This is a genomic window from Streptomyces sp. NPDC093097 (assembly GCF_044754325.1).
Classification (GTDB): Bacteria; Actinomycetota; Actinomycetes; order Streptomycetales; family Streptomycetaceae; genus Streptomyces.
This window is the reverse complement of sequence record NZ_JBIVOW010000004.1, coordinates 230,111-252,733: the sequence shown is the minus strand read 5'-3', so window position 1 is coordinate 252,733 and position 22,623 is coordinate 230,111. Positions and strand designations below refer to the sequence as shown.

Here is a 22,623-nt window from a genome sequence, read left to right as displayed (position 1 = left end):
CCGAGGAGGCGGGGTCGGGGAACGGGGCCGGGGCGGACGGGCTGACGACGTCCGGGCCCCTCCGCCCCGCCTTCACCCCGCCTCCACCCACGTAAATCACATGTACGGCGTATAAGAGTCCCTGTACGGTGTAAGTCATCCGCTCGCACCGTACAGGGAGCTCGTATGTCCGCCGTGGCCCCCGATGCCACCGCCACCCCTCTCCAGCCACCGGGCCGGCCCGCCACCCGCTGGCTGATCCTGGCCGTCATCTGCCTCGCCCAGCTCACCGTCATCCTCGACAACACCGTGCTGAACGTCGCGGTCCCGTCCCTCACCGGGGAGTTGGGCGCGACCACGGCCGACGTCCAGTGGATGCTCAACGCCTATTCGCTGGTCCAGTCCGGTCTGCTGCTGATCGCCGGCAACTCCGCCGACCGCTACGGCCGCAAGAAGATGCTCGTCACGGGCCTCGCACTGTTTGGCCTCGCCTCGCTCGCCGCCACCCTCGCCCAGGCCCCCGGCCAACTGATCGCCGCCCGCGCCGGGATGGGCATCGGCGGCGCGCTGCTGGTGACCACCACCCTCGCCGTGGTGATGCAGATCTTCGACGACGCCGAGCGCCCCAAGGCCATCGGCATCTGGAGCTCGGTGAACTCCCTGGGCTTCGCCGCCGGCCCGCTGATCGGCGGGACGCTGCTCGACCACTTCTGGTGGGGGTCGTTGTTCCTGGTCAACCTCCCGGTCGCGGCGATAGCCATCGTGGCGGTGCTCGCCCTGGTGCCCGAGTCCAAGAGCCGCGGCGGTGAGCGGCCGGACGTGCTCGGCGCGCTGCTGTCGATGGTCGGCATGGTCGGGGTGGTCTTCGCGATCATCTCCGGGCCGGTGGACGGCTGGGCCTCCGGCCGGGTGCTGGTCTCGGCCGCCGTCGGCGTCCTCGGTCTGGCCGCCTTCGCCCTCTGGGAGCTGCACGTCCCGCACCCCATGCTGGACATGCACTTCTTCCGCAACCGCCGGTTCATCGGCGCGGTCTCCGGCGGCATCCTCGTCGCCTTCGGGCTGGGCGGCTCGATGTTCCTGCTCACCCAGCACCTCCAACTGGTGCTCGGCTACGGGCCGTTGGAGGCCGGTCTGCGGATGGCGCCGCTCGCCCTGACCGTCGTGCTGATCAACTTCACCGGTCTGGGCGCCCGGCTGATGCCCCGCTTCGGCACCCCGGGCATGATCGTCACCGGGATGACGCTGCTGGCCGCCGGCCTCGCCGCGATCTCGCTGTTCGGCGCGCACGGCTACGGCGGCATGCTGCTCGGCCTGATCGTCATGGGCATCGGTGTGGCGATCGCGATGCCGACGATGGCCAACGCCATCATGTCCGCGATCCCGCCCGCCAAGGCCGGCGTCGGTGCCGGGGTCAACGGCACCCTGATGGAATTCGGCCAGGGCCTGGGCGTCGCGGTGCTCGGCGCGGTGCTCAACTCCCGCTTCGCCGCGCTGCTTCCGCTGGTCGCCGCGGGCGCCGGCTCGGTCCCCGCGGCCCTGGCCCGTACGCACACGGCGCAGGAGCGCACCGCCGTCCACGACGCCTTCGCCGCCGGCATCGGCACCAGCCAACTGGTCGGCGCGGCCGCGGTCTTCCTCGGCGGACTGGTCGCCGCGGTGCTGCTGCGCCGCGCGGAGCGCACCGGCGACGCGGCCGGCGGCCAGGACACCGGCCCCCGGCCGGCCCCCGCGCCGGCGGAATAGCATCGGTTCCGGACGGGATGCTTCCTGTCCCGTCCGGACCGGTGACCGTCCGGGTGGGCCGGCCCGGACGCCCCGTCCGACCGGCACGATCTGCACCACCTGCACCAACCGCACGACCCGAGGAGGGGCGCCATGGCAGCGGCGACGAACGGGCGCGCCGAGCAACGGCCGCACAGCGTCTGGCTGACCCAGCGCCCCCCGCTGCGGCGGAAGGCCGAGCAGCCGGCCGGACTCGGCCTGGACCGGATCGTCGCGGCGACCGTCCGGCTGCTCGACGACGAGGGCCTGGCCAAGTTCTCCATGCGCCGCCTCGCCGCCGAACTCGGCGTCACCGCGATGTCCCTCTACTGGTACGTCGACACCAAGGACGACCTGCTCGAACGGGCCGTGGACGCGGTGGCCGGCGAGCTGGCGCTGCCCGACGAGTCCGACGCGGACGCCGACTGGCGCGACCAGCTCCGCGAGCTGGCCACGACCTACCGCGATGTGCTGCTGCGCCACCCCTGGGCGCCCCGGCTGCTCGGCGAGTTCCTCAACATCGGCCCGCGCTCCACGGCCTTCTCCGACGCCACCCTGCGCGTGATGGCCCGCAGCGGCCTGGGCCCGGACGGCACCTCCGGCGCCCTCGCCTCGCTCTTCCAGTTCGTCTACGGCTTCGCGACCATCCGGTCCCTGCACGAGGCCCGCTGCCGCGCCGCCGGCATCAGCCTCGACGAGCACGTCGCCCAGTTCGTCTCGGCGATCTCGGACCGGCCCGAGTACGCCGAGACGATGGACCTGTCCTCCCGTGCCGGCTGGGCCACGAGCGAGGGCGGCGCCCGCGAGATGCTCGACCGCGACTTCGCCTTCGCCCTGGACCTCCAGATCGCCGGCATCGAGGCGATGCGGGAGAAGGCGGGCGGGACCGATCCGGCCCCCGCGCCGCCGAAGAGCCACCCGTAGGGGCCTCCGCAACAGCCCTCCGCAGGGGAGACCTCCGCAGAGGTATCCGCCGCACCGTCCAGGGGCATGGATGCAGGAAGCCGCCCGCGCATCCGAACTCCCGCGCCCCGCCGGTGACTTCGTCGTCAGAACGCCCGGAACGCTCCCTTCTCAGCGTGGCATGCCCATGGCACGATGCCTCCCATCCGTCCAGGCCCCTCGATACCTCTGCGTCGACCAAGGCGTCCGGAGCGCCGACCGGTCCGGCCTTCCGGGAGCCGTCGCGGGCGAGCCGCGCGGTTGCGTGTCCCGTCCGTGTGCAGGTGCCCCACACCCCCCACGGAAGGCCCAGCCATGCCCCGGAAATCCCTGGTGACCACGGCCGCGGCAGCGATGGTCGCGGCCCTTACGGCCCTTACCCCGGCGTCCCCGTCGGCCCTCGCCCGTACGCCGGAGCCCACCGCCGCGTCCGGCGCGCGCACCCTGGTCGTCTACCGCGTCCCCACCCACGACCGCGGGGACGCGAAGAAACTGATCTCCGCCGGATACGACCTGATGGAGCGCCGCCAGGGCGACGACCTGTTCGTCATGGGCGATCCGGGCACCGCCGACGGGCTGCGCCGGCTCGGCTTCGCCCCCACGGCCGTCGAGACGACGAAGCAGCCGCTGCCCCGCACCCCGCGCCCGCCCCGCACCACCGGCGGGGTCGACGACACCTACGACGGCGGCTACCACACCGTCGACGCGCACTACGCGCACCTCGACCAAGTCGCCGCCCAGCACCCGGACATGGCGAAGGTCGTCACCTACGGGAAGAGCTGGCTCAAGGAGCACGGCCGCGGCGGCCGCGATCTGAAGGCCGTCTGCCTCACCAAGATGAAGCAGGGGGACTGCCGGCTCGATCCGAAGGCGCCCAAGCCGCGCTTCTTCCTGATGAGCCAGATCCATGCGCGCGAGCTCACCACCGGTGAGGTCTCCTGGCGCTGGATCGACACCCTGACCAAGGAGTACGGCAAGGACCCCGACATCACCGCCCTGATGGACTCCACCGAGATGTGGGTCGTCCCGATCACCAACCCGGACGGCGTCGACATCGTCGCCCAGGGCGGCGACCACCCCCTCCTCCAGCGCAAGAACGCCGACGACGCGAAGGGCACGTGCGGCGCGAACGGCCAGACCGGCGTGGACCTCAACCGCAACGCGGGCAGCCACTGGGGCGGCGAGGGCACCTCCACCCAGCCGTGCAGCGAGATCTACCTGGGCCCGGCCGCCGACTCCGAACCGGAGAACAGCGCCCTGGAGGGCCTGTTCCGCAAGCTGTACCCGGCCGTGCGCACCGGCACCGGCGACGGCGATCCGGCGCCGGACACCGCCAAGGGCATGATGATCAGCCTCCACAGCGACGCGAGCATGGTCCTGTTCCCCTGGGAGGACGACCACACCCGGCACACCGGCAACGACGCCTCGCTCCGCGCGCTGGCCGGACGGCTCGGTTCGCTCACCGGCTACCAGTCCGGACAGGCCGGCGAGATCCTCTACGACGCGTCCGGCGGCACCGACGACTGGACCTACGACAAGCTGGGACTGGCCAGCTTCACCATCGAGATCGGCGACAGCGACGGCCGCGGCTGCTCCGGCTTCACCCCGAAGTACACCTGCCAGGACGGCTACTTCTGGCCGAAGCTGAAGCCGGCCCTGCTGTACGCGGCGAAGCAGGCGGCGGCGCCGTACCGGACGACGTCCCACCGCCGCTGACCCGGCGCCGCATCGCGGCCGGCGGTCAGTCCCCGTCGGCCGCGCGCTGCGGTGTCCACCGCAGCGTCATATCCGGCAGCCGCTCCATGTTGCGGCTGCCGTCGCTGCGGTCGACGACGGTGAAGCCGTGCCGGGCGTAGAACGCGCGGGCGCCGGTGTTCTGCTCGAAGACGTGCAGCGACAGCCCCGTGGGGCGGTACCGCTTGGCCTCGTCGAGGAGGAGGGTGCCGATGCCCTGGCGCAGGACGTCCGGGCGGAGGTAGAGCTGCTCCAGCAGCGCGTCCTCGACGGCCGCGTAGCCCACGGGCTCGCCGTCGCGCGCCGCGATCCAGGTCCGGCACTCCGGGAGCACGATCTCCCGGATCCAGCGGGTCACCTCGTCCTCCGTGCGCCGCTGCGGCGGCAGATACGGCATGGTCGCCGCGCGCGAGGCCAGGTGGAGGCGGGCGATCGCCGCCGCGTCGCCCTCAACTGCCGGGCGGATCACCGTCGTTCCATCGATATCCACCGCAGGACCGTAGCCCCGGCGACGGGGCCCGGGCCAGCGAATTACGCCGGCTCCGCGGGCGCCCGCGCACGAGTGGACCCGGACCGTTGGGAAACGGTCCGGGTCCACGGGGTGGGACGTCGCAGCCCGGTTCGTCGGACGGGCGCCGGACTGCGACGGTCGGTGGGGCGGTCCCTCCCGCCCCCGGGCGGCCCGGGGGCCGCTTGCGGGGGCGGTCAGACCACCGGAGGGTGGGTCACTTGGTGAAGGCCGCGGTCCCGTTCGGGGTGCCGAGGCCGGTCGGGCCGTCGTAGCCGGTGCCCGCCTTGCAGAGGTACGACGGCGAGCAGGAGCCGTTGGCACCGCTGGTGACGTCGTTCAGCGAGGAGGTGTGGCTGTACGGGTACGAGGCGGGGGTGTCGGTCGAGCCCGGGGCGCCCGCGAGGGCGTAGACGCCGGCGATGAACGGGGACGACGCGCTGGTGCCGCCGTAGACGTTCCAGCCGGTGGCCTGGTAGCTGTCGTAGACCGCGAGGCCGGTGGCCGGGTCGGCGACCGAGGCGACATCGGCGACGGTGCGCTTGGCGCAGCCGGTGTCCTTCTGCCAGGCCGGCTTGGCGTCGTACGTGGAGCAGCCGGAGCCGGCGCCCTCGCCGCCCGCGCTGGTGCCCCAGACCGACTCGGACCAGCCGCGGCTGCTGCTGTCCTTCTTCAGCGAGGTGCCGCCGACCGCGGTGACGTACTGCGAGGCCGCCGGGTACTCGACGCCGTAGCCGCTGTCACCGGAGCTGACGGTGATCGCCACGCCCGGGTGCTTGAAGTACGAGGTGTCGTAGCTGGCGTCGGAGGAGGACTCGCCGCCGCCGTAGCTGTTGGAGACGTACTTGGCGCCCATGGTGACCGCGCGGTTCACCGCCGTGCCGAGGTCGCTCATGCTGGCGCTCTTCGCCTCGACCAGCAGGATGTGGCACGAGGGGCAGGCGGCGCTGACCATGTCGACGTCGAGCGAGATCTCACCGGCCCAGCCGGCGTCGGCCGTCGGGTAGCTGGTGCCGCCGTTCTGGTCGACCTTCTTGAAGCAGCCGTTGGCCGTGGTGCAGGCGGGCAGGCCGTACTGGGAGCGGTAAGTCGCCAGGTCCTTCTCGGCGTTGGGGTCGTCGTAGGCGTCGACGATCGCGACCGTCTGGCCCGAACCGCCCGTCGTGGGCAGCTTGTAGGCGCTCCGCAGGTCGCTGGGGCCGAAGCCGGACGGCGTGATGTGGGGGCCGAGGGCCAGGCTCTGCTTGACGTCCGTCCGGGCCACCGCGTTGCACGCCATGTAGCCGGGCTTGGTCGGCTCGGAGCACAGGCGGTGGGTGGGGACGGCGGCGGAACCGGACGCGGTGGGGGCCGTGTGCGGGGCGGCCGGGGCCGGGGCGGCGCCCGCCGGGGCGGCGGCGATCAGACCGCCGACGATGAGGGTGGCCGCCGAGAGCAGCGCCGGGACACCCCGGCGCACCATTCCTCGGGTGCGGTCCGCTCTGTTGTCCGCCGAGCTCGTTCGCAGGGAAGGCAAGGGATGACCTCCGTGGGGGAGAGGGGGGCCGGCGGCCGACGGTGGCGGCGGCCGGGTGGGGGGTGCCGGTGCGGTGCGGGTGGTGCGTGGTGCCGGGAGGCGGACCTGTGGGGGACCCGGCGGTTGAAGTCGCACGCCTGGGCGTCATGACGCGCACATGACATTCATGCGTGGTCATGCCGCGGTCAGGGCGTCCAGCCCCCCGTGGGGCGTGTGTGCAACTCCGGTGGTGCGTCGCGCATGTGCACTCGGTGGGTGCCACCCCGGTCAGTGGTGGCTTGCTAGGAAAGTAGTGAACACACCGTCAAAGGGACACCGGGTTACGGCAAAGCCTTCTTCTGGTCCGCCGCCGTCGGCTTTGTGGACACCGGCCCGTCATGCGTCCGAGGCCGCTACCTTGTCCACCCGTGACTCCACCCACGACTGACGTCGCGGGCTTCCTGCGTCGGTGGCCAAGCCTCCGCGCAGAGGGCCGGCCCGGCCCTGTGCGGGACGTTGAGCGCGCCCACGCGGTCGGCGTTCTCCACCAGGCCGCATGTGACGCACTCGAACTTCGCTCGGGTGAGGCGGTTCTCCTTCGCGACGTGCCCACATCCACCGATCTCGGACGGGCAGGTGCGGGAGGTGTTGCGGGCGTCCACTGCGATCACGCGGCGATCGGCGCACAGTCTGAGATTGGATTCCCCCACCGGCCAAAGCCGGTGGCCCCCTCGAAAGGACTTTGATGGAGTGGGAAGAGGACGCGGTCGGCAACCTCGTCGCGCTGGGGCTGGCCCGGTATGAGGCGCGGGTCTACCTCGCCCTGGTCAAACGTGAGTCGTACACCGCCGCCGAGGTGGCCCGTGAGGCGGACGTACCGCGCCAGCGCGTCTACGACGTCCTGGACGCCCTGGTCCGCCGCCGGTTGGCCCAGACGCACCCCGGGCGGGTGGCGACGTACTCGGCGGTCGCGCCCGAACTCGCCGTCGACCGCCTGGTGGCGCTGCAACGCGAGTCCCTGGAGCGGCTGGAGCGCGCCTCCGGCAGCCTGGCCGCGGCCCTCCAGCCGCTGTGGGCGGACGGGCGCGACCACTCCGACCCGCTCGACTACGTGGAGATCCTGCGCGAACCGGTGGCGATCTCCGAGCGGTTCGCCGACATCCAGCGGCAGGCCCGCCGCGAACTGCTCAGCTTCTGCAAACCGCCGTTCGTCGCCCCGGCGGAGAACGCCGAGGGCATCGAGGCCGCCCGCCGGCTGCACCGGGCCGGCGGCACCGTCCGGGCCATCTACACCTCCGGCGCCCTGGCGGACGCCGGCATGCTCGCCAACGTCCGCAGCTTCGCGGAGGCCGGCGAGGAGGCCCGCTTCACCGACGACCTCCCGCTCAAACTCGTCATCGCCGACGCCGCGTTGGTGCTGTGCGACATGCCCGACCCGGTCGCCGGCGCCGGCTCCACCACCGCCCTGGTCATCGAGCACCCCGCCCTCGCGGCCTGCCTGCGGCTGGCCTTCCTGACGGTGTGGGAGAGCGCGGCGACGGCCCCCGAACCCCGGGAGGCGCTGCGGTCGTAACGGGCCCACCGGCGGGAACGGACGGCCGGGGACCGGCGGGACCGGACGGCCGGGAACGGCGAAAAGGGCGGCCCCGGCACGCAACCGCGTTGCCGGGACCGCCCCTTGTGCCACCCGCGCGCACGGACGCACGCGGACCGCCGCGCTACGCCATCGGAAGGCTCTCGCCCTGGACGGCCTGGATGTCCAGCTCGACCTTCAAGGTGGTGCCGATGGCCGCGATACCGGCGGCCACCACCTGGTTGTAGTTCATCTTGAAGTCCTCGCGGTGCAGTTCGGCGGTGGCGCGGAACGCCGCGCGGGTGCCGCCCCACGGGTCCGGGCCGGTGCCCAGGTAGCTGAGGTCGAGGTCGACGGGGCGGACCACCCCGCGCAGCGAGAGGTCGCCGTGGACCGTCCAGCGGTCCGGACCGGCCGGCGTCAGGCCGTTGCTGCGGTAGGTGATCTGCGGATAGACCTCGACGTCGAGGAAGTCCTCGTTGCGCAGGTGGCCGTCGCGCATGCCGTTGCCGGTGTCGATCGACGCGGCGTTGATGACCGCCTCGACGCGGGACCGCTCGACGTCCTCGGCGATGTCGATCCGGCCGCTGAACTCCGTGAAGCGGCCGTGCACGCTGGAGATGCCCAGGTGCTGGGCGACCGCGCCCACCGTGGAGTGCATCGGGTCGATGGTCCAGGGCCCGGGCGGCGGCAGTTCCACGCCGCCCTGGCGGGCCAGGACCACGGTGCCCACGTCCACCCGGCCGCTGGCCGTGACGATCGCGGTGGAGGCGACCGGTGCATAGCCGACGGCGGTCACGATGACCGTGTAGGGGCCGGCGGGCAGCGGCTCCGCGCTGCGCACCGCGCCGTCCTCGTCGGCGTTCGCGCGCAGCACCTGCGCGCCCGTCATGTCGGTGACGGTCAGCACGGCGTGCTGTACCGCCCAGCCGTCCCGCGTGCGAACCTGCGCCCGTACGCCGGCAGCTCCCGCGCCCGTCGAAGTCATCTGCGTGCCTCTCCCGTTCAGTGCCGGTACGTGCCGTGCCGTCGGGTACGTGCCGTGCCTGTCCGTGCCTGTGTCCGTGTGAGCGGGTGGTCCTGTGGGCCGCGACGGCCCGCTCCGGCCCCGGTGCGTACCGTTCCCCGGCCGGTCGGTGGTGGTGCCGGGCTCCGCCGGCGGCGTGCAGGCCGTCCCCTGCCTGTGCGCAGCGCCGCCGCCGGAGCCCTGTCCGGTCCGGGGCGCGTCTCCGCTCAACGCGCGCCCCGGGCCGGGGTGTTCGCCCGGGCCGCCGCGGAGCGCGGGGCCCGGGTCCGGGTCAGTCCCCGGGGTGGGCGAGCTGGACGTCGTAGCCGTCCACCCCGCCGGCGTCGACGACCAGGCCGGCGGCGATCGGCGGGTAGCCGCTCGCGATGACCGTGTAGTCGCCGGCGTCCAGGTCGGTGAAGGCGTAGGCGCCGTCCTCGCCGGTGGTGGAGGTGGCCACGACGTTGCCCGCCGCGTCGACCAGGGTGACCCGGGCGTCGGCCAGCGGGGCGCCGTTCGCCCCGGCCCGTACGACGCCCTGCACCCGGGCGCCGGAGAGCAGCTCGATCTCGGTGCGGGTGGTGCCCTGGCCGCCGACCTCGACCGGCTGGGCGACGGGCCGGAAGTCGGCCGCGTTGACCGCGACGGTGTAGGTGCCGGGGGCCAGCTCACCGAAGGAGAAGGTGCCCTCGGCGGTGGTCTGCCCGGTGGACAGCACCTCGCCGCGGACGTCGGTGACCACGACCATCGCGCCGCTCACCGGCTCGCCGGTGACCGCGCCGCGCACCAGGCCGGACAGGCCGCTGGTGCCGCTGAGCAGGATGTCGTAGCCGTGCGGCGCCTCGCCGACCACGACCGTGGACGCCTGCGGCTGGTGGCCGTCGGCCGCCGCGATCAGCACATAGGAGCCGGCGCCGGGGGCCTGGAGCGCGTACTCGCCGTTGGCCTGGGCGACCGCGCGGCCCAACTGCCGGCCGCTGAGCGAGATCAGCGTGACGGCCGAGCTGGCCACCGGGTTGCCGTCGGCGTTGCGGACGAAGCCGTGGACGGAGGGGCCGGACGGGACGGCGTCACCGCCGCCGGCCGACGCGAACGCCGCCAGGGGCTGGGCCGCCGGGGCCGCCTTGGCCCAGGACGGGGTGTGCAGTGCGTCGTCGTCGGATATGGACGGCGCGGCGCCGACCAGGGCCGGCTCGCGCTCCTCGGCGGCGGACGCCGCCGGGGCGGACGCGGCGAGCGGGGCCGTGGCCGGGGCGGCCGCGGGGGCCTGGGCTGCGTCACCGTCGCCGCCGGCGGCGAGGGTGCGCTCCGTACCGGACTTGCTGCGCAAGGCGACCTCCTTGATGAACAGGGTGATGAGCAGGGCGAGCAGGGCGAACGGGGCGGCGTAGAGGAAGACGTCACCGACTCCGTGTCCGTACGCGTCCTCCATGATCGACCGGATCGGGGCCGGCAGCGTGGACAGGTCGGGGATGCCGTCGCTGCTGCTGCCGTGGCTCGCCGCCGCGGCGGCCTTGGGCCCGAGGGCCGTCAGACCGTCGGTCACGTAGTGCGTGACCCGGTTGGCGAGCACCGCGCCGAGCGCCGAGACGCCCACCGCACCACCGAGGGTACGGAAGAACGTCACCAACGAGCTGGCAGATCCGATGTCTTGGGGCGCGACCTGGTTCTGGGTGGCCAGCACCAGGTTCTGCATCATCATGCCGACGCCGAGACCCATCAGGGCCATGAAGGTCGCGGTGTGCCAGTACGGGGTGTCCGTGCGCAGCGTGCCCAGCAGGCCCAGGCCCGCGGTGAGCAGCACGCCACCGCTGACGAGGAAGACCTTCCAGCGCCCGGTGCGGGTGATGATCTGGCCGGAGACCATCGACGACAGGAACAGGCCCGTCACCATCGGGATGGTCATCACGCCGGACATCGTCGGGCTCTTGCCCTCGGCCAGCTGGAAGTACTGCGAGAAGAAGACCGTGCCGCTGTACATCGCGACGCCGACGAACAGCGAGGCCAGCGTGGCCAGGGTGATCGTCTTGTTGCGGAACAGCCGCAGCGGGATCAGCGGTTCGGCGGCCTTGGTCTCGACGAGCACGAAGATCAGCGCCAGCACGATCGAGCCGCCGAGCATCGCGCAGGTCTGCCAGGAGATCCAGTCGTAGTTCTTGCCGGCCAGCGTGATCCAGATCAGCAGCAGGGTGGCCGACGCGGCGATGAAGAACGAGCCGGCCCAGTCGACCTTGACGCCCTCGCGCTTGACGACCGGCAGCTTCAGGGTCTTCTGGAGCACGATCAGCGCGATCACCGCGAACGGCACGCCGACGTAGAAGCACCAGCGCCAGCCGAGCCAGCTGGTGTCGGTGATGACGCCGCCGAGCAGCGGTCCGCCGACGGTCGCGACGGCGAAGGTCGCGCCCAGGTAGCCGCTGTAACGCCCGCGCTCCCGCGGGGAGATCATCGCGGCCATGACGATCTGGGCCAGCGCGGACAGACCGCCCACGCCGATGCCCTGGATCACCCGGCAGGCGATCAGCATGCCGGGGTTCTCCGACAGACCGGCGACGACCGAGCCGCCGACGTAGATGACCAGGGCGAGCTGGACCAGCAGCTTCTTGCTGAACAGGTCGGAGAGCTTGCCCCATACCGGCGTCGTCGCGGTCATCGCCAGCAGCTGGGCGGTGACGACCCAGGTGTAGGCGCTCTGACCGCCGCCCAGGTCATGGATGATGTGCGGCAGTGCGTTGGAGACGATCGTCGACGACAGGATGGCGACGAACATGCCGAGCAGCAGCCCGGACAGCGCCTCCATGATCTGACGGTGCGTCATGGGCTCGCCAGGGGAAGCGCTGTGACCGCCCCCATGCTTGGCATGCCCGCCCCGCACACCGGCTGGTGAGGTCGTAGCCATGTGGTTCCTTTACTTCCTTTTCATCCTGCTGCGGGGGCACGGGTGGTGGAGGCGGAGTCGTGCGGTGCCCGGGTGCGGCAGTCGCCGAAGCTCCTGCGGAGCCTGGCGAGCAGCTCGATGAGGTGCCCGACGTCGGTGTCGGTCCAGTCGTCCAAGTACCGGGCGAGCGTCTGCGTGTAGCGCTCCGAGAGCTCCGCGAGGAGCTCCCTGCCGTTCGGGGTCAGTCGCAGCAGCCGTGACCGCTTGTCCGCCGGATCGGGCTCGCGCTCGACCCAGCCGTGTTCCGTGACATGGGCGACGTGCCGGCTGGTCACCGACATGTCGATCGCGAGCAGCTCGGCCAGCTGGCTCATCCGCATCTCGCCGTGCCGGTCGAGAAGCGTGAGCACCGCGGCCGATGCCGGCGGGCACTCCTGGGGCAGGATGCGCCCGAGCTCCCGCTTGACGGCCCCGACGGCGCTGAGTTGCCGGGCCAGCTCTTCGTAGTGACTTCGAGCGGCCATCGGCTCCTCCGCGCCTCTTCACCTGCGCAGCCTTCGCGCATGTTTTGTTGCTTGGGGCAACCATAGGCAAAGTTGGTTGCTGAAGGCAAACGATTTCGGGCCGCTTATGGCATGGAACCGGCAAAGTCCGAGTCACGTATGCCTCAATAAATCCGCATTGCCATGTAAAGATGCTGGTCAATGCGGTAGACGTCGCACTCGACGGCAAACCCGCGGCCTTTGTGCGGTCGTGCCCCCGGTGCCCATCCGGCGCGTCACGCCATGTGCGCGTCAGGCCCCGCTCCGTGCCCGCCCCGCCTGCGCTCCGTACCCGGCCCGTGCGCGCACGGTGAGTGCGCCCGCGGCGGCCCGCTCCCCACCACCCGCGTACGCGCGCGCAGGATACGCGCCCCAAGGGTGCCCCCTGCTCAGGGGTTCGCTAGGGTCCTTCCCCATGGCGACCAACCCGCAGAACCAGCCCGGCAACTACGACCCGGCGGGCAGCACGCAGATGTTCCAGGCCTTCGTCGACGACGGCAGCGCCGGTCCGGGTGCCGGCGCCGGTGCCGGTGCCGGTGCTCCCCAGGGCGGCCGCCGCGCCGCCGCGCCCCAGCGTGCGTCGGGCGGACCGCGCTTCGGCCTGATCGTCGGCGTGATCGTCGCCATCCTCGTGGTGGTCGGCGCCGCCTGGCTCGCACTGGCCTAACGGGCCGACGGGAGGCGGGGGTTCGGCCCCCGGCCACCACCCCGGCGCCGCCCGCACCACCCCTCCGTCCCCTCCGTCCCCTCCGTCCCCTCCGTCCCCTCCGGGGCCTCCACCGCACGCTGGCCCCGCCCGGCCTCATCCACACCGGGCGGGACGCGTACCGCCCCGCCTTCCTCTACGCGACGGGCGGAGCCCCCTCCCCTTCCTCGTCCCCGCCGTCCTCATCGGGGCCGTCGATCAGCAGCCGCAACCGAGCACCCCGACTCCTCGACACCCGATGCACCCGCACCAGGTGATCGTTCAAGTCCGCGGCCAGCAGGTGGATTTCACCCGGCGTCCACGCGCGACCCACGAGAAGGCGACGGGCTTCCACGATGAACTCGCCGGCCGAGCTCATCTGTTCGGCCTCCACCCGGTCCGCAAGGCGGGAGACGTAACCGGTCCCGCTGCCGTCGAGGAGATAGCACGGCTTCCCGTCCGGGCTGGTCCATGGCAGCAACCTGGCGTCGTCCGGAAAGTGGCGACTCATCGTGCGGCCACCTCCATCCCGTGGAACCGATGAGGCGCCACGTCGATGCCATGCACCGCCAGCCACTGCTCCCGCCGCCGGCCGGGCTGCAAGTGGCGTTCCCGCCGTGCGGTGAGGCGGGGAGGGGTGGCGCGGTGGCGGCCATGCGCGGGGAGTAACCGGCACAGCAGCGATTCGAAGATCGTTCGGATAGCCTGAAGCACGTCGTCAACCTCCATGGGGTTGATGGCCGCGGCCCCCGGACGTTCGCCGCCACAGCAACGTCGCGGGGGTCTTCTCATGCGGCGAGCTCTGTTTCGGAGGGCTGACGAGCGCCGCGTTCCTCGGAGGTATTACGGCACCGGCCAGCAAGGGAGGGGAAGGCGCCGGTCTTCGACACCGGACGCCTCCCGATCTCGGATCCACTGTGCTCTTTTTGGCGGTCTATGTGCAACACCGAGATGCGTATTGCCAAGAGGATGGAACAAGTGTCCCCATAGCACAGCTAGTTGGCGTCGTGTCAAACTGCGCCCATGACGCAGAAACGAGCAACGCCGACTATCAAACGGCGGAGGGTTGGCGGTCAGTTGCGTCGCTGGCGTGCATCTGTGAAGTCGGGCGACGCGGCGAAGCTCATGGGTTGGGACACCACCCGCCTCAGTCGAATCGAGCGCGGCACATACCGGATCTCGGGTGACGAAGTCAGAGCGATGTGCGCCAAGTTGGGAGTAGAAGACCCGGTTGGCGTCGAGGAAGTCGCGAAAGCTGCGGAGGAGCCGGTAGGAGGAGGCTGGTGGGCGGCCTACGCCGGGCGCATCGGCCGGAACTACCTGGACTTCATCGAGCTGGAAGCCGAAGCGCAGGCGATCCACATCCAGCATCCGGTGATCGTGCCCGGGCTGCTCCAGTCGCCCGGATACGTAAGGGAGATGATTACCCGAGCACTCACCACGGTGTCCGCTGAGCATGCTGAGATGTTGGTTTCCATTCGGTTGGCGCGACAGGCTGTCCTCAGCAAAGCGACCAAGCTCCACGCACTTGTGCCGGAGTCGGCTCTCCACGCCCAGTTCGAGTCGGGCCCTGGGGTCATGCGGGACCAGATCCGCAGGCTCCTTGATGCTTCGGAGATGCCGAACGTCGAGCTCAAACTCATCCCACTCACTGCTCACCCGACGTACGGGGCCATCGGTGCCATGACTGTCCTGTCCTACCGGCACCCGTGGTCGAAGGTGGTCAGCGTCGACAACCCCATGGGCGGGAACCACACGGATGATGCCGAGCAAGTGGGCGTCCTGGAGAAAGAGTTCGCCGCAATCTCCCGCATCGCGCTTCCCGTTGAGAAGTCGCGGGATCGTCTGAACGAGCATCTGGAAGGACTGCACAAGTGACCGCGAAGATCGGATGCGTCCTCATGGCCCATGCGGTCGAAGGCGCCCTCTGGAAGAAGTCCTCCTACAGCGGAGGCAGCGAATCACAGTGCGTCGAGGTTGCCGAAATATCCGGTACGCACTCGGGCATTGCCATTCGAGACTCCAAGGACCCGCAAGGTCCCGCGTTGGTTTTCTCTGCGGGTGGTTGGTCGACGTTCATATCGGCAGTCAGGTGCGCCGAGGAACTGCACAAGGAGTACATCTCATGAACGCAGAGATCGAGCTCGCCGCTGCTGTGTGGGTCAAGTCCTCGTACAGCGGGTCCAACGGGGGACAGTGCGTCGAGGTCGCCATCAACCTCGTGCCCTCTCACGGCGTTGTCCCGGTCCGGGACAGCAAGGCCGTAGAGGGTCCGCTCCTCTCCTTCCCGGCTTCCTCCTTCTCCTCCTTCGTCACGGCCGTCAAGGAAGATGCGCTCTCCTGCTGACTCAGGAGCACGCCGCGAGCAGCAGAACGGCCCCCTGAGCGGGGGCCGTTGTCGTACCGAGACAGTTCCGCGCAACTCCTCCGCGGAAGCGTCACCCCTCCCCCTCCATCGCCGCCTTCAAGGTCGCGATGTCCAGCTTCTTCATGCCCAGCATGGCCCGCATCGCGCGGGTGGCGCGGCCGCGGTCGGTGCCCTGGAGGACGTCGGTCATCACCTCCGGGACGACCTGCCAGGACAGGCCGTACTTGTCCTTGAGCCAGCCGCAGGGGCCCTCCTCGCCGCCCTGGGAGAGCTTGGCCCAGTAGTAGTCGACCTCCTCCTGGTCGGCGCAGCTGACGGCCAGCGAGATCGCCTCGTCGAAGGTGAACTCCGGGCCGCCGTTGATCGCGGTGAACTCCTGGCCGTCCAGCACGAACTCGACGGTCAGCACGGTCCCGGCCGGTCGCGGGCCGGCCTCCGTGTAGTGCGTGACGTGCTTGATCTGCGAGTTGGGGAAGACGGAGCAGTAGAACTCCGCGGCCTCCAGACCCTGGGCGTCGAACCAGAGGTTGGGGGTGATCCTCGGCATGGCGTGCTCCTGGCGGTCGGGCCGGTCGGTGGACGGCCGGGTGGCTGCGGTCGGTTGGTGGCCGGGGGCCGTCCTGTGTATCGACCACCGCGCGGCGCCGCAGACATCGCCATTCGGGTGGGAATTCCGCGAAGGGGCAGCCGAGCGCCCCGAGGGCCTGTCCGATGGGGCGGGGGCGGACGGCCCGGCCCCTGGAGAGCGGAGAGGGAGGGCGTATGAGCGTCAACGTCGACGGCCGCGAGCCGAAATGCCGCGGGGCGGCCCCTGCACGGCCGGAGACCGGTGCGGCGCGGGAGCAGCGCCCCGGTGGGCGAGGGTCCGGCGAGAACGACGACCACTTCCCGCCGCTGCGGCGGCACGGCGTGCAGCGGCTGGCGTGGGAGCAGTGGGGAGCGGGCCGGTCCATCTGGTGGGCCGACATCGGCGAGCGGGAACTGATCGTCGACCAGGTCGCCGTGCACCAGGCCCCGCCGCCCGCCGACGTCGCCGCCGCGCTCGGCATGGAACCGGCCGAACCGGCCTGCGTGCGCAGCCGACGGTTCGTCCTCGACGGCAAACCGGTGCTGCTGGCGACGAGCTTCCTCCCCGCCGACCTGGTGGCCGGCTCGGCGATCGCCCAGGAGGACACCGGCCCCGGCGGCCTCTACGCGCGCCTGGCCGAACTGGGCCGCGCACCACGGCAGTTCCGCGAGGAGATCCGCTCCCGGATGCCGTCCCGGGACGAGGCGAACCGGCTGCGCCTCAGCGCGGGCACACCCGTGTTCCTCATCACCCGCATCGCCTTCATGGACGGCGGCCGCCCGGTGGAGGTCAACGAGATGATCCTGGACGCGGCCGCGTACGTCCTCGAATACGCCATGGAGGCGTAGGCGGAGCGTGCCGAGCGGGTGCGGCAGGTTCCGGGGAGCGGGTTCCCGCCACGGTCCGCAGCCCGGCCGACGCCGACAACTCCCGGGCGCTTAAGTTGTCTTGAAAGTGACGTCCTTGGTGTCCAGATGCATCCCCGGCGGCACCCGCCAGGCGTCCACACACACCCGCCAGCTGCCGGTCGCCGGTTTGCCGGGGATGAGGGGGAGCGGCAGCGATTGGGGGGAGTCGACGGTCGCCCAGTCGATGCCGAGGGCGTCGATGACGTGGCTGCCGAGGGTGACGGTGCCGGTGGTGACGGGGTGGTCGCCGGTGTTGAGGAAGTCGATGGTGACCTGCTGGCACCAGCGGACGTCGGTGTCGGCGAGCACCGGCTTGCCCACCACGAGGCCGGGTGGGGCGTCCGGGCCGGCCGGGACGGTGGGGGAGGGCGGCGCGGGAGTGGGCGAGGAGCCGCCGGGCTGTGGACTGCTGGAACCGCCGGGCGGGGACGAGGGGTTGGTGCCGGGCCCGGGGGCGGGAGTGGGGCCAGGGGCGCCTGTGGTGCCGGGGCCCGTAGGGGAGCCGTGTGGCGGTGTTGCCGGTGGGGTGGCTGAGCCTGGGGCCGGGGCGCTGCCCGTCGGGCCCGTAGAAGGGCCGGGAGGGCCGCCGGAGGGGCCGGGGCGTGCGGGGCCGCGGTCGCCGCCGTCCAGGGGCGTCAGCTCGACGCGGCCCGGTGGGGCCACGGGCGTCGTGCGGGCGGTGCCGTCCAGGGGGCCTGCCGGGCCCACCGCGGCATAGCCGGAGCCGGCCGCGCCGCAGCCGGTGAGGAGGACGCCCAGGCAGAGCACGATCGCCGAGGCGGAGGCAACAGGTGTGGTCCGTCGCGTCATGCGGGTACCTCCCAGCGGTGGCTGGGGGCAGTGTGGCTGACGCAACGTCAGGTGTGAAGAGTGTGGGCGGAGCGTGGGTCGGCAGGTGGCCGGGTGTGGGGGGTCACCGGATGCGGCCGGGGCATGCGGGCCGGAACCGTCGCGGTGGCGCGGCGCCGTCTCCCTTGCTGTCCGCCGAGCGACCTGGAGCGGCTGTCGCCGGCTGCCCCTCGGCGGACCGTGCCTCAGTCCGAGATCAGACCTTCCCGCAGCTGCGACAGCGTGCGGGTGAGCAGCCGGGAGACGTGCATCTGGGAGATGCCGACCTCCTCGCCGATCTGCGACTGCGTCATGTTGGCGAAGAACCGCAGCATGATGATCTGGCGCTCCCGGGGCGGGAGTTTGGCCAGCAGCGGCTTGAGGGACTCGCGGTACTCCACGCCCTCCAGCGCGGTGTCCTCGTAGCCGAGGCGGTCCGCCAGGGAGCCCTCGCCGCCGTCGTCCTCGGGGGAGGGGGAGTCGAGCGAGGAGGCGGTGTAGGCGTTGCCGACCGCCAGGCCGTCGACGACGTCCTCCTCCGACACCCCCAGGCACAGGGCGAGTTCGGGCACCGTCGGCGAGCGGTCCAGCTTCTGGGAGAGCTCGTCGCTGGCCTTGGTGAGGGCGAGGCGGAGCTCCTGGAGGCGGCGCGGGACGCGCACGGACCAGGACGTGTCGCGGAAGAACCGCTTGATCTCGCCGACCACGGTGGGCATCGCGAACGTCGGGAATTCCACCCCGCGTTCGCAGTCGAAACGGTCGATTGCCTTGATCAGGCCGATGGTGCCGACCTGGACGATGTCCTCCATCGGCTCGTTGCGGCTGCGGAAGCGCGCGGCCGCGTAGCGCACGAGCGGGAGGTTCAGTTCGATCAGGGTGTCGCGCACGTACGCGCGCTCGGCGGAGTCCTTGTCGAGCGTGGCGAGCCGCAGGAACAGGGACCGGGAGAGCGAGCGGGTGTTGATGGCGTCGACGTCGTCATGCACGTGTGGTGCCGGCGCGGGAATCGCGGAAAGCACCTTTGAGCTGCCCAGTTCTACGGACATGCCACCCCCTTGAGGTCGCGGACGGGTCGCTGCGGCGTCCCCGGCCCAGGGCGGACCGAGGAGTTATGCCTCCACCTGAATACCGGAGGCAGCACCACGGCAAACGCGGTTCCTGCAGAATGTCACATGTCGGCAACACGCTGTAGCGTCTTGTCGACATATCTGTGCAGGAACGGGTCGCCCGTGCTGGTTAGGCGTCGATCCTGTTTGCGGATCGCAGCCGGGCGAAGCTCCGCGACAGTAGCCGGGACACGTGCATCTGCGAAACCCCAAGTTCCGCACTGATCTGGGACTGCGTCAGATTGCTGTAGTAACGGAGCAGAAGGATGCGCTGCTCACGCTCCGGGAGCTGGACGAGAAGGTGTCGCACGAGGTCCCGGTGCTCGACGCCGGCCAGTTCGGGGTCCTCGTAGCCGAGCCGGTCCAGCAGGCCGGGCAGGCCGTCGCCCTCCTGGGCGGCCTCCAGAGATGTGGCGTGATATGAGCGGCCGGCCTCCAGGCAGGCCAGCACCTCCTCCTCGCCGATCTTGAGCCGTTCGGCGATCTCGGCGGTGGTGGGGGAGCGGCCGTGCAGCACCGTGAGGTCCTCGGTGGCGCCGTTGACCTGCACCCACAGCTCGTGCAGGCGGCGCGGGACGTGGACGGTGCGGACGTTGTCGCGGAAGTAGCGCTTGATCTCGCCGACGACGGTGGGCATGGCGAAGGTCGGGAACTGGACACCGCGGTCCGGATCGAAGCGGTCGATGGCATTGATCAGGCCGATCGTGCCGACCTGGATCACGTCCTCCATCGGCTCGTTGCGGCTGCGGAAGCGGGCCGCGGCGTAGCGGACCAGCGGCAGGTTGGCCTCGATCAGTGCGGCACGGACGCGGGAGTGCTCTGGGGTGCCGGGTTCAAGTCCTGCCAGCTCGGCGAAGAGCACCTGCGTCAGCGCCCGGGTGTCCGCGCTACGGCTCTCGCGGGCCGGAGCCTTGGGCGCAGTACGGGCCGTCACGGTCACGCCACCCTTCACAGTGCAGTTCGCATGTATCGCGTATCGCATGTATCCGGCAAAAGCGGTCATAGCATCACAAGACATGTGCACTGTGTGCAAGCACCCCATAACGCCGTGTTGAAGAGAGAGTTGGCGGGGTGCGGGGGCGGTGCGCGAGGGGGTGCGGCGGGTGGTTCGGGCCCGCGGGAAAGCCCCCCGCCGCAGGGGCGAGGGGCCAGGAAGGGGGCGGCGGCGCGGGCGCCGCGGAGGGCCGTCGGGGGCCGGGTCAGAACGCGTAGTCGGCGATCACCCAGGTGGCGAATTCGCGCCACTGGGCGGCAGCCGCCTGGTGGGCGGGGTGCTCCACATACCGCGTGAGCGCGTCGGCGTCGGCGACCGCGGAGTTGATCGCGAAGTCGTAGGCGATCGGGCGGTCGCTGAGGTTCCACCCGCACTCCCAGAACGTCAGCTCCGGGATCTGGGTGCCCAATTCGGCGAAGGCGCGGGCGCCGGCCAGGACCCGCTCCTCGTCGCGCGAGACGCCCTCGTTGAGCTTGAACAGGACCAGGTGGCGGATCACTGCGGCCTCCGTGCGGCGGGACGAGGGGCGGCCGGTCCGGCGGGCCGACCAGGGCCTAACTGACCAGCTGGGTCATGAACACGCCGACGCTCTGCGCGGCGTTCGAAATGCCCTCGAAGCCTACCTGGACGAGCGCTCCGGCCCGCTTGGGGGTGGCGATGATGGTCCAGGCCACGAAGACGATGACCGCCCACATCACGACTCTTTTTGCTGTCGCCATCTGTTCCGTCTCCCCTGCGGCAGGTCCCTGTCGCCTCTGGCGATCCCCCCGGGATCCGGGCCCCGGCGATGGCCGCCCCGGCCTCCGGGGCAGTCGGCCGAGTGTAACCACACGTGTTCGACCCGGCGAGGCGGAAAGGGCCGCTCGGCCCGTCCCGCGCGCCGCGACCAGGGGCCGAAGGTCCCTCAAGGAGGGCCTTTCGTCTGGCTGTTGGGGCGGCGCCGGCGCGGCAGGATGAGGGAACGAGGCCCGGCGGATCTGGCAGGAATGCGCGGGGCCCCGGGACCTGGCCCCACTGCGGGGTCCGGACCGTGCGTCCCTTGCTCACGCGGCGCCGGATTCGGGGCTCGGTCCTCATCGGGGGAGGCGGCCGTCCCCTTGGTCCGCCTCCCCCGTCCAACCAGCGCCCCGCCCGCGCGCCGTGCGCGCCCCTGCCGGAACGCCCCGCCGGCAACCTCCGGGCCGTTCTTCTCGTCCCTCTCCCCGTAAGGCATCCCCGTACGCCCGTGGCTTGCGCATGTACGCGACAATCACGCGGCATGGAGCGCGGGGTGCGCCGCGGCGGCCGACCGCCGCGGCGCGAGCCTGCGCGGACGACGAGAGGAACACGGGGCTCCGACGATGAAGATCGACTGGGACCGGCGCACCTGCGCGCGGCGCGGCCACACCACGTATCTCCCGCACGAGGAGCACTTCCAGGCGAGACTGCACGCCGCCACCGCTCACGGCACGGCCTGGCGCTGTCTGCGCTGCGGCGACTTCGTCCTCGGCGATCCGCACGCCACCGGGCCGGCCGCGAAGGCCCCGCTGGTCGCCCGCGGCAAGGTGCTGCGGGACCTGTTCATCCTGCGGTTCCTGGCCGTGGAGCGGGCGCTGCGCGGGGTGTTCATCGTGTTGGTGGCGCTCGCCGTATGGCAGTTCAGCAACAGCCAGGACGCGGTCCGCCAGTTCTTCGACAAGAACCTGGAAGTGATCCGCCCGGTGGCTGTCCACTTCCACTACGACCTCGACCACTCGCCGATCGTCGACACCATCCGGAAGACCTTCGGCTACCACCACTCCACCCTGCTGCTGGTGGCCGGGCTGCTGCTCACCTACGCGGTGGTGGAGATCGTCGAGGGCGTCGGCCTGTGGATGTCCCAGCGCTGGGCGGAGTACCTGGCGGTGGTGGCGACCGCCGCGTTCCTCCCGCTGGAGATCTACGAACTGACCGAGAAGGTCAGCTGGCTCAAGATCGCCACCCTGGTCATCAACATCCTCGCCGTGGTCTACATCGCCGTCGCCAAGCGGCTGTTCGGGCTGCGCGGCGGCCGCGCGGCCTTCGACGAGGAGCGGCAGAGCGCCTCCCTGCTGGAGATCGAGACGTCCGCCGGGATGCCCGCACCGGCCCATAATGGCTGAACGCACCGTACGAGGGGGAAAGGCACCCATGCGACCGAAGCTCTTCAACTCCGCGCGCCGCACGCCCGGTTCGCCGCGGATATCCACCCGTCGGGCCGCGGCGCGCCGCCGCCCGGTGGCCGTCCTGGCGCTGCTGTTCGGCCTGCTGGCCGTCGCGGCCGGGCCGGCGGCCGCCGCCGGCCTTGCCGACGCGTCCGCGGCCCGCCCGGCCGTCGTGACCGCCCAACAGGCCGCGCCCGCCGCCGACTCCTCCGCCCGCATCGCCGCGGCCGCCGTCGGAACGCCCATGAAGTGGCGGCACATCACGCACAGCTCGCACGGCACCTACCACCACACCGCGCAGCAGACGTCCTTCACGACCCACGACAAGCCGAAGAAGAAGATGGGCTTCTTCAAGAAGCTCGGCATCTTCCTGATCGTGATCGTCGTCGTGATCATCGTCATCGTGATCCTGGTGATCTGGATGATCGTGCACTTCATCAGGAAGGCGTTCCGCCGCCGCGGCTGACGGAACGACACCGCGGCACCCCGCGCACCACGGGGGCGGGGGGGGGCCCCCCCCCCCGCCCCCCCCCCCCCCCCCCCGCCCCCCCCCCCCCCCCCCCCCCCCCCCCCCCCCCCCCCCCCC

Annotated in this window: 25 protein-coding genes; 11 read left to right on the top strand and 14 right to left on the bottom strand. The window is 71.5% G+C overall.

Annotation, left to right across the window (positions count from 1 at the left end; genetic code table 11):
* Window positions 1-165: 165 nt before the first annotated feature.
* From ACIQE0_RS08905 to ACIQE0_RS08895, 3 genes are all read left to right on the top strand, one after another.
* A complete protein-coding gene (locus ACIQE0_RS08905; RefSeq protein ID WP_402330080.1) occupies window positions 166-1,722 on the top strand; it encodes an MFS transporter in 1,557 nt (518 codons plus the stop codon).
* A 132-nt stretch (window positions 1,723-1,854) separates the two neighbouring features.
* Complete coding sequence (locus ACIQE0_RS08900) at window positions 1,855-2,664, top strand: TetR/AcrR family transcriptional regulator (RefSeq protein ID WP_402330078.1); 810 nt, start codon at window positions 1,855-1,857, stop codon at window positions 2,662-2,664.
* Between the two features lie 333 nt (window positions 2,665-2,997).
* Window positions 2,998-4,398: a M14 family zinc carboxypeptidase gene (locus ACIQE0_RS08895; RefSeq protein WP_366331326.1), complete on the top strand. Its 1,401-nt coding sequence runs from the start codon at window positions 2,998-3,000 to the stop codon at window positions 4,396-4,398.
* Between the two features lie 25 nt (window positions 4,399-4,423).
* On the opposite strand, the gene ACIQE0_RS08890 is transcribed toward ACIQE0_RS08895, so the two are convergent.
* From ACIQE0_RS08890 to ACIQE0_RS08880, 3 genes are all read right to left on the bottom strand, one after another.
* Window positions 4,424-4,906 carry a GNAT family N-acetyltransferase gene (locus ACIQE0_RS08890; RefSeq protein ID WP_402330076.1) on the bottom strand — a complete coding sequence of 161 codons (483 nt, stop codon included), beginning with the start codon at window positions 4,904-4,906 and terminating at the stop codon, window positions 4,424-4,426.
* A gap of 235 nt (window positions 4,907-5,141) precedes the next feature.
* A complete protein-coding gene (locus tag ACIQE0_RS08885; RefSeq protein WP_366331432.1) occupies window positions 5,142-6,386 on the bottom strand; it encodes a S53 family peptidase in 1,245 nt (414 codons plus the stop codon).
* Between the two features lie 446 nt (window positions 6,387-6,832).
* Window positions 6,833-7,090, bottom strand: coding sequence for a zinc ribbon domain-containing protein (locus tag ACIQE0_RS08880; RefSeq protein WP_402330074.1), 258 nt, complete (start codon window positions 7,088-7,090; stop codon window positions 6,833-6,835).
* 74 nt (window positions 7,091-7,164) lie between these two features.
* Here ACIQE0_RS08880 and ACIQE0_RS08875 point away from each other — a divergent pair, with 74 nt between their 5' ends.
* Window positions 7,165-7,992: a helix-turn-helix domain-containing protein gene (locus ACIQE0_RS08875; RefSeq protein ID WP_366331328.1), complete on the top strand. Its 828-nt coding sequence runs from the start codon at window positions 7,165-7,167 to the stop codon at window positions 7,990-7,992.
* A gap of 145 nt (window positions 7,993-8,137) precedes the next feature.
* On the opposite strand, the gene ACIQE0_RS08870 is transcribed toward ACIQE0_RS08875, so the two are convergent.
* The 3 genes from ACIQE0_RS08870 to ACIQE0_RS08860 form a co-directional block, all read right to left on the bottom strand.
* Window positions 8,138-8,980, bottom strand: a complete 843-nt coding sequence (locus ACIQE0_RS08870; RefSeq protein WP_366331329.1) for a YceI family protein — start codon at window positions 8,978-8,980, stop codon at window positions 8,138-8,140.
* Window positions 8,981-9,290: 310 nt separating this feature from the next.
* Window positions 9,291-11,897, bottom strand: a complete 2,607-nt coding sequence (locus ACIQE0_RS08865; RefSeq protein ID WP_366331330.1) for a DHA2 family efflux MFS transporter permease subunit — start codon at window positions 11,895-11,897, stop codon at window positions 9,291-9,293.
* A gap of 20 nt (window positions 11,898-11,917) precedes the next feature.
* Complete coding sequence (locus ACIQE0_RS08860) at window positions 11,918-12,400, bottom strand: MarR family transcriptional regulator (protein ID WP_366331331.1); 483 nt, start codon at window positions 12,398-12,400, stop codon at window positions 11,918-11,920.
* A 433-nt stretch (window positions 12,401-12,833) separates the two neighbouring features.
* Between ACIQE0_RS08860 and ACIQE0_RS08855 the strand changes: the two genes are divergently transcribed.
* Entirely contained in the window at window positions 12,834-13,085 is a 252-nt protein-coding gene (locus ACIQE0_RS08855; protein ID WP_402330072.1) for a hypothetical protein, read from the top strand.
* A 175-nt stretch (window positions 13,086-13,260) separates the two neighbouring features.
* Here the strand turns inward: ACIQE0_RS08855 and ACIQE0_RS08850 are convergent, their stop codons facing one another.
* Window positions 13,261-13,614: a hypothetical protein gene (locus ACIQE0_RS08850; protein ID WP_402330070.1), complete on the bottom strand. Its 354-nt coding sequence runs from the start codon at window positions 13,612-13,614 to the stop codon at window positions 13,261-13,263.
* A complete protein-coding gene (locus ACIQE0_RS08845) occupies window positions 13,611-13,832 on the bottom strand; it encodes a hypothetical protein (protein WP_402330068.1) in 222 nt (73 codons plus the stop codon). Before ACIQE0_RS08845 ends, ACIQE0_RS08850 begins: the two co-directional genes overlap by 4 nt.
* A gap of 294 nt (window positions 13,833-14,126) precedes the next feature.
* Here ACIQE0_RS08845 and ACIQE0_RS08840 point away from each other — a divergent pair, with 294 nt between their 5' ends.
* Genes ACIQE0_RS08840 through ACIQE0_RS08830 form a run of 3 tightly spaced genes read left to right on the top strand, consistent with a single transcriptional unit; the run spans window position 14,127 to window position 15,450 of the window.
* The gene (locus ACIQE0_RS08840; RefSeq protein WP_402330067.1) at window positions 14,127-14,981 is read left to right on the top strand and encodes a helix-turn-helix domain-containing protein; all 855 of its coding nucleotides are present in this window, start codon (window positions 14,127-14,129) and stop codon (window positions 14,979-14,981) included.
* Complete coding sequence (locus ACIQE0_RS08835; protein WP_402330065.1) at window positions 14,978-15,232, top strand: DUF397 domain-containing protein; 255 nt, start codon at window positions 14,978-14,980, stop codon at window positions 15,230-15,232. Before ACIQE0_RS08840 ends, ACIQE0_RS08835 begins: the two co-directional genes overlap by 4 nt.
* Window positions 15,229-15,450: a DUF397 domain-containing protein gene (locus tag ACIQE0_RS08830; RefSeq protein ID WP_402330063.1), complete on the top strand. Its 222-nt coding sequence runs from the start codon at window positions 15,229-15,231 to the stop codon at window positions 15,448-15,450. The genes ACIQE0_RS08835 and ACIQE0_RS08830 overlap by 4 nt, the downstream gene beginning before the upstream one ends.
* Before the next feature lie 91 nt (window positions 15,451-15,541).
* Here the strand turns inward: ACIQE0_RS08830 and ACIQE0_RS08825 are convergent, their stop codons facing one another.
* Window positions 15,542-16,018, bottom strand: a complete 477-nt coding sequence (locus ACIQE0_RS08825) for a VOC family protein (protein ID WP_366331335.1) — start codon at window positions 16,016-16,018, stop codon at window positions 15,542-15,544.
* 215 nt (window positions 16,019-16,233) lie between these two features.
* Between ACIQE0_RS08825 and ACIQE0_RS08820 the strand changes: the two genes are divergently transcribed.
* Entirely contained in the window at window positions 16,234-16,887 is a 654-nt protein-coding gene (locus ACIQE0_RS08820; protein WP_402330061.1) for a GntR family transcriptional regulator, read from the top strand.
* A gap of 90 nt (window positions 16,888-16,977) precedes the next feature.
* Here ACIQE0_RS08820 and ACIQE0_RS08815 read toward each other — a convergent pair whose 3' ends face one another.
* The 5 genes from ACIQE0_RS08815 to ACIQE0_RS08795 all read right to left on the bottom strand — a co-directional run bounded on the left by ACIQE0_RS08815 (window position 16,978) and on the right by ACIQE0_RS08795 (window position 20,594).
* Complete coding sequence (locus ACIQE0_RS08815; RefSeq protein ID WP_402330059.1) at window positions 16,978-17,757, bottom strand: hypothetical protein; 780 nt, start codon at window positions 17,755-17,757, stop codon at window positions 16,978-16,980.
* A gap of 224 nt (window positions 17,758-17,981) precedes the next feature.
* On the bottom strand, window positions 17,982-18,821 hold the full coding sequence (locus tag ACIQE0_RS08810) for an RNA polymerase sigma factor SigF (RefSeq protein ID WP_366331338.1): 840 nt from the start codon (window positions 18,819-18,821) through the stop codon (window positions 17,982-17,984).
* Window positions 18,822-19,011: 190 nt separating this feature from the next.
* Window positions 19,012-19,821 carry an RNA polymerase sigma factor SigF gene (locus ACIQE0_RS08805; RefSeq protein WP_366331339.1) on the bottom strand — a complete coding sequence of 270 codons (810 nt, stop codon included), beginning with the start codon at window positions 19,819-19,821 and terminating at the stop codon, window positions 19,012-19,014.
* A gap of 259 nt (window positions 19,822-20,080) precedes the next feature.
* Window positions 20,081-20,374 carry a Dabb family protein gene (locus ACIQE0_RS08800; protein WP_402330057.1) on the bottom strand — a complete coding sequence of 98 codons (294 nt, stop codon included), beginning with the start codon at window positions 20,372-20,374 and terminating at the stop codon, window positions 20,081-20,083.
* A 55-nt stretch (window positions 20,375-20,429) separates the two neighbouring features.
* On the bottom strand, window positions 20,430-20,594 hold the full coding sequence (locus ACIQE0_RS08795; RefSeq protein ID WP_366331341.1) for a hypothetical protein: 165 nt from the start codon (window positions 20,592-20,594) through the stop codon (window positions 20,430-20,432).
* Between the two features lie 621 nt (window positions 20,595-21,215).
* Between ACIQE0_RS08795 and ACIQE0_RS08790 the strand changes: the two genes are divergently transcribed.
* Both ACIQE0_RS08790 and ACIQE0_RS08785 read left to right on the top strand, forming a co-directional pair.
* Window positions 21,216-21,995: a DUF2127 domain-containing protein gene (locus tag ACIQE0_RS08790; RefSeq protein WP_366331342.1), complete on the top strand. Its 780-nt coding sequence runs from the start codon at window positions 21,216-21,218 to the stop codon at window positions 21,993-21,995.
* Between the two features lie 28 nt (window positions 21,996-22,023).
* Entirely contained in the window at window positions 22,024-22,503 is a 480-nt protein-coding gene (locus ACIQE0_RS08785) for a hypothetical protein (protein WP_402330054.1), read from the top strand.
* Window positions 22,504-22,623: the final 120 nt, after the last annotated feature.

Bases quoted from the DNA above. Each gene is read 5' to 3' on its own strand.
- ACIQE0_RS08885 (WP_366331432.1), bottom strand. From the start codon at position 6,386: ATGGTGCGCCGGGGTGTCCCGGCGCTGCTCTCGGCGGCCACCCTCATC.
- ACIQE0_RS08820 (WP_402330061.1), top strand. From the start codon at position 16,234: ATGAGCGTCAACGTCGACGGCCGCGAGCCGAAATGCCGCGGGGCGGCC.
- ACIQE0_RS08905 (WP_402330080.1), top strand. From the start codon at position 166: ATGTCCGCCGTGGCCCCCGATGCCACCGCCACCCCTCTCCAGCCACCG.
- ACIQE0_RS08845 (WP_402330068.1), bottom strand. From the start codon at position 13,832: ATGGAGGTTGACGACGTGCTTCAGGCTATCCGAACGATCTTCGAATCG.
- ACIQE0_RS08860 (WP_366331331.1), bottom strand. From the start codon at position 12,400: ATGGCCGCTCGAAGTCACTACGAAGAGCTGGCCCGGCAACTCAGCGCC.
- ACIQE0_RS08865 (WP_366331330.1), bottom strand. From the start codon at position 11,897: ATGGCTACGACCTCACCAGCCGGTGTGCGGGGCGGGCATGCCAAGCAT.
- ACIQE0_RS08815 (WP_402330059.1), bottom strand. From the start codon at position 17,757: ATGACGCGACGGACCACACCTGTTGCCTCCGCCTCGGCGATCGTGCTC.
- ACIQE0_RS08850 (WP_402330070.1), bottom strand. From the start codon at position 13,614: ATGAGTCGCCACTTTCCGGACGACGCCAGGTTGCTGCCATGGACCAGC.
- ACIQE0_RS08795 (WP_366331341.1), bottom strand. From the start codon at position 20,594: ATGGCGACAGCAAAAAGAGTCGTGATGTGGGCGGTCATCGTCTTCGTG.
- ACIQE0_RS08895 (WP_366331326.1), top strand. From the start codon at position 2,998: ATGCCCCGGAAATCCCTGGTGACCACGGCCGCGGCAGCGATGGTCGCG.
- ACIQE0_RS08830 (WP_402330063.1), top strand. From the start codon at position 15,229: ATGAACGCAGAGATCGAGCTCGCCGCTGCTGTGTGGGTCAAGTCCTCG.
- ACIQE0_RS08875 (WP_366331328.1), top strand. From the start codon at position 7,165: ATGGAGTGGGAAGAGGACGCGGTCGGCAACCTCGTCGCGCTGGGGCTG.
- ACIQE0_RS08855 (WP_402330072.1), top strand. From the start codon at position 12,834: ATGGCGACCAACCCGCAGAACCAGCCCGGCAACTACGACCCGGCGGGC.
- ACIQE0_RS08785 (WP_402330054.1), top strand. From the start codon at position 22,024: ATGCGACCGAAGCTCTTCAACTCCGCGCGCCGCACGCCCGGTTCGCCG.
- ACIQE0_RS08790 (WP_366331342.1), top strand. From the start codon at position 21,216: ATGAAGATCGACTGGGACCGGCGCACCTGCGCGCGGCGCGGCCACACC.
- ACIQE0_RS08825 (WP_366331335.1), bottom strand. From the start codon at position 16,018: ATGCCGAGGATCACCCCCAACCTCTGGTTCGACGCCCAGGGTCTGGAG.
- ACIQE0_RS08900 (WP_402330078.1), top strand. From the start codon at position 1,855: ATGGCAGCGGCGACGAACGGGCGCGCCGAGCAACGGCCGCACAGCGTC.
- ACIQE0_RS08810 (WP_366331338.1), bottom strand. From the start codon at position 18,821: ATGTCCGTAGAACTGGGCAGCTCAAAGGTGCTTTCCGCGATTCCCGCG.
- ACIQE0_RS08840 (WP_402330067.1), top strand. From the start codon at position 14,127: ATGACGCAGAAACGAGCAACGCCGACTATCAAACGGCGGAGGGTTGGC.
- ACIQE0_RS08870 (WP_366331329.1), bottom strand. From the start codon at position 8,980: ATGACTTCGACGGGCGCGGGAGCTGCCGGCGTACGGGCGCAGGTTCGC.